9 protein-coding genes and 1 pseudogene are annotated in these 8,570 nt (G+C 32.0%); 7 read left to right on the top strand and 3 right to left on the bottom strand.

From position 1 onward, the window contains the following. From B4I81_RS11250 to B4I81_RS11275, 6 genes are all read left to right on the top strand, one after another. A partial coding sequence (locus B4I81_RS11250; protein ID WP_291110693.1) for a cbb3-type cytochrome c oxidase subunit II occupies positions 1 to 498 on the top strand: 498 nt, incomplete at its 5' end. Positions 499 to 503: 5 nt separating this feature from the next. Beyond that, a complete protein-coding gene (locus B4I81_RS11255; protein ID WP_133607121.1) occupies positions 504 to 674 on the top strand; it encodes a CcoQ/FixQ family Cbb3-type cytochrome c oxidase assembly chaperone in 171 nt (56 codons plus the stop codon). Positions 675 to 778: 104 nt separating this feature from the next. Further along, entirely contained in the window at positions 779 to 1,717 is a 939-nt protein-coding gene (locus B4I81_RS11260; RefSeq protein WP_291110695.1) for a cbb3-type cytochrome c oxidase N-terminal domain-containing protein, read from the top strand. 62 nt (positions 1,718 to 1,779) lie between these two features. Then, the gene (ccoG, locus tag B4I81_RS11265; RefSeq protein ID WP_291110697.1) at positions 1,780 to 3,198 is read left to right on the top strand and encodes a cytochrome c oxidase accessory protein CcoG; all 1,419 of its coding nucleotides are present in this window, start codon (positions 1,780 to 1,782) and stop codon (positions 3,196 to 3,198) included. A 12-nt stretch (positions 3,199 to 3,210) separates the two neighbouring features. Beyond that, positions 3,211 to 3,660, top strand: a complete 450-nt coding sequence (locus tag B4I81_RS11270) for a FixH family protein (RefSeq protein WP_291110698.1) — start codon at positions 3,211 to 3,213, stop codon at positions 3,658 to 3,660. A gap of 32 nt (positions 3,661 to 3,692) precedes the next feature. Continuing rightward, positions 3,693 to 4,394, top strand: coding sequence for a sulfite exporter TauE/SafE family protein (locus B4I81_RS11275; RefSeq protein WP_291110699.1), 702 nt, complete (start codon positions 3,693 to 3,695; stop codon positions 4,392 to 4,394). Between the two features lie 120 nt (positions 4,395 to 4,514). Here the strand turns inward: B4I81_RS11275 and B4I81_RS11280 are convergent, their stop codons facing one another. From B4I81_RS11280 to B4I81_RS11290, 3 genes are all read right to left on the bottom strand, one after another. After that, positions 4,515 to 5,663 (bottom strand): endonuclease, encoded by a 1,149-nt coding sequence (locus tag B4I81_RS11280; RefSeq protein WP_291110701.1) that lies wholly within the window; start codon positions 5,661 to 5,663, stop codon positions 4,515 to 4,517. Between the two features lie 6 nt (positions 5,664 to 5,669). Then, positions 5,670 to 6,887: an RsmB/NOP family class I SAM-dependent RNA methyltransferase gene (locus B4I81_RS11285; protein WP_291110703.1), complete on the bottom strand. Its 1,218-nt coding sequence runs from the start codon at positions 6,885 to 6,887 to the stop codon at positions 5,670 to 5,672. A gap of 73 nt (positions 6,888 to 6,960) precedes the next feature. Next, complete coding sequence (locus tag B4I81_RS11290; RefSeq protein ID WP_291110704.1) at positions 6,961 to 8,157, bottom strand: hypothetical protein; 1,197 nt, start codon at positions 8,155 to 8,157, stop codon at positions 6,961 to 6,963. Between the two features lie 160 nt (positions 8,158 to 8,317). On the opposite strand from B4I81_RS11290, the pseudogene B4I81_RS11295 reads away from it, so the two are divergent. Continuing rightward, positions 8,318 to 8,570: pseudogene (locus B4I81_RS11295) on the top strand (hypothetical protein); the annotation flags it as partial.

Genomic DNA, 8,570 nt, shown 5'->3' on the forward strand with positions numbered 1-8,570 from the left:
CGTCCATTCCGTTCAGAAGTAGAGCGTTATGGAGACTATTCTAAAGCAGGAGAATTTGTTTACGATCATCCATTCTTATGGGGTTCTAAACGTACTGGTCCAGATTTAGCTCGTGAAGGTGTTAAAGGAAAACCATTTAATGGAGGTAGAGATGATGTATGGCATTTTAACCATATGTACGATCCTCAAGGATTAAATGAAAAATCAATTATGCCAAGATACCAATGGTTAATTAAAAATGAATTAGATAATTCAACTATTCAAGACAAAATGAGAACCATGGTAACTTTAGGAGTTCCTTATTCTGATGCAGATATTAACAATGCTCTTAAAAATATGGAAGCACAAGCTACTAAAATTGAAACTAATTTATTAGCAAATCCAGAAATTAAGAAATCATTTGGAAACGAAACAGCAGCTCCGTTGAAAAACAGAGAGATTGTAGCACTTATTGCTTACTTACAAAGATTAGGTACTGATACTCAAGTTAAAAAATAAAAGTTATGCTAAAGTTCATTAAACATAATTTAGAAACCATAACGGGAGTAGAAATTTATCCAATCATTTCGTTGACTATTTTCTTTACAGCGTTTGTTTTGTTCACGGTTTGGGCATTTACTTACAGCAAAGAAAAAATCAAAGAAATAAGTGAAATGCCTTTAAACGACGAATAGTCATAATTATAAATAGAGAGAAACTGAAACAACCATGATGTTTTTATAATTTTTGGGTAGTTTCATGGTTGTTCAGGTTCTCATAACATCAAAATTTTCAACAAATGAAAAAATTAATTCCATCATACGTAAGAGTTCCATTACTGTTTGCAGTAGTATTTGCAGCTTTGGAATATTTTATCGATTCAGGAGACAGGCCAGCATTTATTAAGTTTCCTATGGTAGCTTTATTTTTAGGAGTGTTCCTATTTTTATTAATTGCGATCGAGATCGTAATTGATGCAGTTGATAAAGTTACTTATCATTTATTAACTGATGAGCAAAAGAAACAATTAGCAGAAGCACAATCTGTTTCTTTTACAGAAAGCAAATGGTATCAAAATATAGTTAGCAAACTTACAAGTTCTAAAGAAATTGAGCGAGAAGAAGATATTATGTTAGACCACGATTATGATGGTATCAAAGAGTTAGATAATGTTTTACCACCATGGTGGGTATATTTGTTCTATGGTACTATTATTTTTGCAGCTGTATATTTAGTTAGATTCCATATAATAGGAGATTACACACAAGCGGAAGAGTTTAATAAAGAAGTAGAATTAGCGGAGTTAGAAAAATCTAAACTACCTAAAGATGCTGCAGAAGAAGTAAGTTATGAAACAGTAGTAGTTTTAACAGATGCTACAAGTTTAGCCAAAGGAAAAGAAATTTTCACAAACGCTTGTGCTGCATGTCACAAAGTTGATGGTGGAGGTTTAGTTGGACCTAACTTAACTGACAAACATTGGATTAATGGAGGAGGAATTAAAAATGTCTTCAAGTTAATTTCTGAAGGAAGTAAAAACAACCCTTCAATGGTGGCTTGGAAAGCTAATTTATCTTCTAAAGACATTCAAAGTGTAGCAAGTTATGTTTTAAGTTTACAAGGTTCTAATCCTCCAGGAGGAAAACCAGCTGAAGGCGAAATATGGGTTGAAACAGCTGAAGCGACACCAGCAGTAGCAGTAGATTCTACTAAAGTAGAAGCTCCTGCAGGAAAATAAAAATAGTAAAAAAGGTTTTGGGAAATTCTCAAAACCTTTTTTAAACTAAAAATTGCATTATTATGTCAAATTTACCTGACGAAAGTTTTAGAGATACCATAGCTACCATCAATGCGGAAGGGAAAAGAAATTTTATTTATCCTAAAAAACCTTCTGGCCCTTTTTACGATAAAAGAAAGTTATTGAGTTATTTTCTTTTGGTTTTTTTAATAGCTTCTCCTTTTATTAAAATTCATGGAAATCAATTTTTGATGTTTAATGTACTGGAAAGACGTTTCAGTATTTTCGGATTTGCATTTTGGCCTCAAGATTTTCATTTGTTTGTTATTTCAATGATTGTTGGAGTAGTTGGATTGACTTTGTTTACAGTGGCTTTTGGACGTATTTTTTGTGGTTGGTTTTGTCCGCAAACTATTTTTATGGAAATGGTTTTCAGACGTATCGAATATTGGATTGATGGAGACAGAGGGGCTCAAATGCGATTAGAAAGACAAAAATGGGATGCTGAAAAAATAAGAAAAAGAGTTACAAAATGGACTATCTTTTTTATTTTTTCATTCTTCATTGCTAACGTTTTTTTAGCGTATTTGATTAGTAGCGATGAACTTATCAAAATGATCACTGAAGGACCAGCAAATAATTTAAGTACATTAATTGCCTTATTAATTTTTACTGGCGTATTCTATTTTGTATTTGCTTGGTTTAGAGAACAAGTTTGTATTATTGCTTGTCCTTACGGAAGAATGCAAGGAGTTTTATTGGATAATAAATCAATAAATGTATCTTATGATCATGTTAGAGGAGAAGGTACAAACGGAAGAAAAAAATGGAGAAATGGTGAAGATAGAACTGCACTTGGTCATGGAGATTGTATCGATTGTAACCAATGTGTGGTAGTTTGTCCAACTGGAATTGACATTCGTAATGGTACTCAGTTAGAATGTATTAACTGTACCGCTTGTATTGATGAATGTGATACCGTTATGGAAAAAGTGGGATTACCAAAAGGATTAATCCGCTATGCCAGCGAAGACGAAATCGTCAAGAAAGAAAAATTTAAGTTAACACTTCGAATGAAAGGTTACATTGGCGTTTTAACTTTGTTAGTTGGCGTTTTAATTGGAATGTTGTTTTTACGAAATGATGTAGAAGCTAATTTCTTACCAATGTCAGGGCAATTGTTTCAACACAATGGAGAAAACATTCGTAATTTCTACACGTATAAAATTGTCAATAAAACAGAACAAGAATTTGATAATGTTACTGTTAAGATTGTTAATTATAAAGGAGAAATAAAATTAGTGGGAAGTCCAGTTATAAAAGTACCAAAACAAGGTTTAGCAAGTGGAACAATTTACATTGATATTCCAGAAAGTTTGCTAAAAGAAGAAAAGGTACATTTAAAATTAGAATTATATAATGGAGATAAGATGATTGAAGAAACAGCAACCAATTTCCAAGGACCAAGAAACTTTAATTAAAAAAATATAGCTATGAAATTTAATTGGGGAACCGGAATCGTTATTGCTTTTGCACTTTTTATGACATTCATTTTATCCTATGTATTTAAAGTACAGTCTAATGATAAATATGATCATGAATTAGTAGTAGAAGATTATTATAAAAAAGAAGCAACGGTTCAAGGTGACATAGAAAAACAAGAGAATGCGAATGCATTAACAAATAAAGTAACAATCGAAAAAACTGCCGATGGAGTGAAAATTCAATTCCCAGCCGATTTCGATTATTCAAAAATAATTGGAAAAGTGTCCTTATACAGACCGTCTAGTCAGAAATTAGATTTTGAAATTCCGATTTCACTATCTAGTCCACATTTGCTCATACCTAAAAGTAATTTGGCTGGCGGTCTTTGGGACATTTCTATCGATTGGGAATACGATGGTGTGAAATATTTGAACAAAGATTCGTTTAGAATAGAATAATTTCTTTTTTTTGAATTTGAAATTAATAATTGATGTTGTATTCAGCTTTTATATTTGGTTTAATTAGTAGTTTTCACTGTGTAGGAATGTGCGGTCCAATTGCTATGATGTTGCCTGTTGACAGAAATAATGAAGCTAAAAAAGTAACTCAAATCATCACGTATCATATAGGTAAATTAACGGCTTATGGAACTTTAGGTTTAATTTTTGGGCTTTTAGGAAGAAGTTTCTATTTAGCCGGAATGCAACAACAACTTTCCATAATCGTTGGGATTTTAATGATTTTAGTAGCATTAATTCCTGAAAAAGTATTTGCTAAATATAATTTTTCAAAACCAGTTTATCGTCTCATTACGAAAGTAAAATCAAGTTTAGGGCAACAGTTTAAAAACAAAAGCTACAAATCGTTATTCACAATTGGATTATTGAATGGTTTTTTACCTTGCGGAATGGTGTATGTAGCACTTTTTGGAGCTATTGCCATGCAAAGTATTTCATTAAGTGTACTTTATATGATTTTATTTGGAATTGGAACGATACCAATGCTTGCTGCTGTTGTATATGTTTCTAATTTACTTTCATTCTCATTTAGAGGAACCATTCAAAAAGCAATACCGTTAGTTGCGGTAATTATAGGAATGTTATTTATTATAAGAGGCTTAGGATTGGATATTCCATATTTATCTCCAAGTAATATGAGTTTATTTGTACAATCGGAAGCCAATTGTCATTAAATATTTTAGTTAATAGGGTAAAAGAGTGATGGAGTTTTATACTTTATCACTCTTTTAATTTTATAAAAAAAGCCTCATCAAATAAATGATGAGGCTTTTATAATATTATGATTTGAAATCTTAATTTACAATAAGTTTCTTAGTTGCAATAGCATTTTCAGAAGCCATTTGAACTAAATAAAATCCACTAGGTAAATTATTTACTTTATATGAATTATCAACACGTGTAGGATTTTTAATTTCTTGGATGATTTGTCCGTTAATATTGTATAAAACAATTGATTTTAATTCCGTTTCAGATGAAATTGTAACTTCGTTGTTTACAGCTGGATTTGGGTAAATTGAAATTGAATTTTCAAATGCAAACGATGGGTTAGACAAAAAACTATTCCAAACTAAACCAACATACTCAGGATGATCAATATATGGGTTTCTATTACTTTGATGATTGTAATAAATATCGTTATTAATAGCTATTTCTTTAGCACTTACCGGATCATCAGTATGCCATTTATATAAAATATCTAAAAAAGGATTTGTAAATGCACGTCCAGTTGAACCATCAAACATATTTTTAGCTTCACATGTAGCAGCATTTGCTGTACTATAAAACTCATCCATATTATCTTCATATCGTGTAGCAAAATAGAAAAATGCTCGTGCTATATCACCTTTAAATTCGTCAATAGGTTCAAATACAACACCAGAATACCCTAAAGCATATCCAGAATTTATACCATTTCCTCTTTTAGAACCATTTTGAGAAGTATATGTTGCCGTACCAACTTTTCCAAAAGGTAAATTATTCCTGTCCCCATTTACTTTTCCATCTGATGGAACTACAAAAAATGGGTCATTTTTCATTGGGTTAGTAGCATATCCATCGAAGTAGGATTGAGGAATTAAATGTTCTCTGTTATAACAATCACCCTCTCCACTATATGACCCACATTGTTGAGAAGTTGTTGTATAGTTGTAAGAATCAGCTCCAGAAGGATTTTCAGAATACATATCTAATAAACTACCATCATTTTCATAATAATTATCTCTAAATGCAGTATGAGTATAAAGTGTCCATAACGCAGCATAACCTTGATCTGAATGTAAGTGCTCTGAAGGAATTCCATCGCTTACATTATCAATAATTTTTTTTAGATTTGTTTTTAAGGTTAAACCGGTTCCAGTTGCGGTATTATAATATCCAGTAGGAATTTGTGCAAATCCGACAGCGGAACACAATAATAGGGTTAGTAAGTAATTTTTTTTCATATCTATTTATTTTTTCTTTCTTTCTAATAATGCCATATAAAACCCATCGAAACCGCTTTCACTTGCTAAGACTTTTTGATCTTTGACAAAAGTAAACTCTTTTCCAATCTCAGTGCTTAAGAAATGCTTAATTTGTTCTTGATTTTCTGAAGGTAATACCGAACAAGTAGCATAAACTAATTTTCCACCCGGTTTTACAATTTTTGAATAATTTTCTAATACTTCTGCCTGAACTTTTCGAATGTTATCAATAAATTCAGGTTGTAATTTCCATTTGCTATCAGGGTTTCTTTTTAAAACGCCTAATCCACTACAAGGTGCATCGATTAAAACTCTATCGGCTTTTTCGTGTAATTTTTTTATCGTTTTAGTACTTTCAATAACTCTTGGTTCAATGTTGAAAGCGCCGTTTCTTTTAGCACGAATTTTTAATTGCTTTAATTTACTTTCATATAAATCCATAGCAATTAATTGCCCTTTATTTTCCATTAAAGAAGCCAAATGCAAGGTTTTTCCACCAGCACCAGCACAAGTATCCACAACACGCATTCCAGGCTTAACATCTAAGAAATAAGCTACTAATTGAGAAGAAGCGTCTTGCACTTCAAACAAACCATCTTTAAAAGCATCTGTTAAAAAAACATTAGCTCTTTCGGTTAAAATTAATGCATCTGGATAATCTTTGTGAAACTCGGTTTCAATATTCAAATCCATTAAGATGGCTCTTAATTTTTCTTTGGTAGTTTTAAGTTTATTTACTCTTAAAATTACTTTTGCTTGTTCGTTTTGAGCTGCTAATTCTTTAGTCCAAGTTTCCTCACCTAATTCTTTAACTCCTAATTCATCCATCCAATCAGGAATTGATTCTCTGTACTTTCTTATCTTAGATAGTTCGTCAAATCTTCCTTTGATTCTTCTAACCGGTGTATCTTCAAAATATTTCCAATCGGGAAGGTTATAACCTCTTAATACTGCCCAAACCGCAAATATTCTCCAAATTTTATCTCGATCAAAAGGTTCTTTAACTTCTGCAATTTCAGTATATAAACGTTTCCATCTTACGATTTCGTAAATGGTTTCGGCTACGAATTTCCTATCGTGACTTCCCCAACGTTTGTCTTTTTTAAGTGCTCTAGCAACCACTTTATCAGCGTATTCACCTTCGTTAAAAATCGCCATTAGCGAATCGATTGTTGTGAACACTAAATTTCTGTGTAATCTCATTATTTATTTTAAATCAGCCTGCAAAGATACGAATAAAAATAAAAAAAGCTGCCAAATTTGACAGCTTTAATATTTATCCTCTTCCGTTTCCTCTTCCTTCGGAACCTCTTGAGTTAGAGTTACCTCTTGGAGCACTATTTCTTGGTTGTGAATTACCTCTTGAAGAACCTCCTTTGTATTCCGAATTTCCTCTGTTTCCTGAGCTTGAAACAGTTCCTCTATCTCTTGGAGATTTGTTTCTGTTTTCTGAAAACTCTCTTCCGCCATTTGATCTTGGACCTTCATTTCGACCTCTATTTTCCGTAGTTACTCTTGGAGAATTTCCTCTGTTTTCATTTGAAACTCTTGGAGAATTTCCTCTGCTTTCTGTGGTAACTCGAGTTCCAGAATTTTCTCTAGTTCCGTTGTTTCTTGGAGAAGAAGTTTCAGGTCTAGTTCTTGGTGAACTTCCTTCAATTGCTCTCGTTTCACGATTTCCTCTTGGTGAGTTTGAAGTTATTTCACTTCTATTACGTGGTGAACTGATATTTCTTCTTGAATCTAATTCATAACGGTTTGAATATCCTGCATTTCGGTGAGCGAAGGAACGATTTGGATATCTTCTTTCATAACCATTTCCTCTTCTTCCATAATAGTTGTTATAAACGGCAGCACATCTTCTGTGTGTTACATAATGATAACTGTGACCAAAGTTAATATGAACATGAATGTGATTTCTGTATCTAAAAATTGGGAATGGATTCCAATAGTAGTAATAACTTGGATAATAACCCCAATACCAAGATGAATAATACGGACGATAATTGCTTACCCAAAAAGTAGTGTAAATCACCGGAGTATGCACATAAACAGGTTCGTAAATATAATTAGCACCATACATGTAAACGTCACCCACAACTTGTACTTGTACTCGATTGTTTCGGTCTCGTTCTACTTCAATGGTTGCCACATCTTGAAAAACATCTTTTTCTAAAACTGCTTGAACCACAACTAAATGCACGTTTCCTTCAACCGTTTCAATAACTCTTAAATAATCGACATAATTATCGTTATTCAAATCTAAGTTAGAGATTTGAGTTTTAGGATCATTTAATCTTCTCTCAAAATCTTCCAAATCTTTTGCATCACCAAAAACAGTCGCAACCGCTCTTAAATCTAAGTTGTCGCTGATATCCGAATTTTTTGCTGTAACCGTAGTTTTTTCTTGAGCAAAAAGAGAACCTATCGTCAATGATGCCAGTAAGCTCAGATGTATCAATTTCGTTTTCATAATATATTCGCTTTTAGGATTCTTATTTCTATTATTAAATAACCAATTACTGTGCCAAAGTTTTTATTTAATATTAAGTTATTGATTATTAATGATTTAAAAAAAAATATTTTTTTGTTTGAAATCATTTCCATTATATTTGATACATAAACCAATTCTCATGAAAAAATTAATTGTATTTATATTTTTTACAAGTATTTCTCTATTCGCTCAAAACAAAAAAATCAAAGCGGAAGTTATTCTCGAAACGAAATTGAGTTGTAGAGCTATTTTGGTCGACGAAGAAAAAGTATGGATGGGAATGGACAAAGGACGTTACGGATTTTACGATAAAAAGAAAGACACAACAATTATTAAAGAAATTCAATCCGTTGCCCGAACTACCGAATTTAGAAGCATTGCAGGAACCAAAG

This window comes from Flavobacterium sp. UBA6195 (assembly GCF_002422095.1).
Lineage (GTDB): Bacteria > Bacteroidota > Bacteroidia > Flavobacteriales > Flavobacteriaceae > Flavobacterium.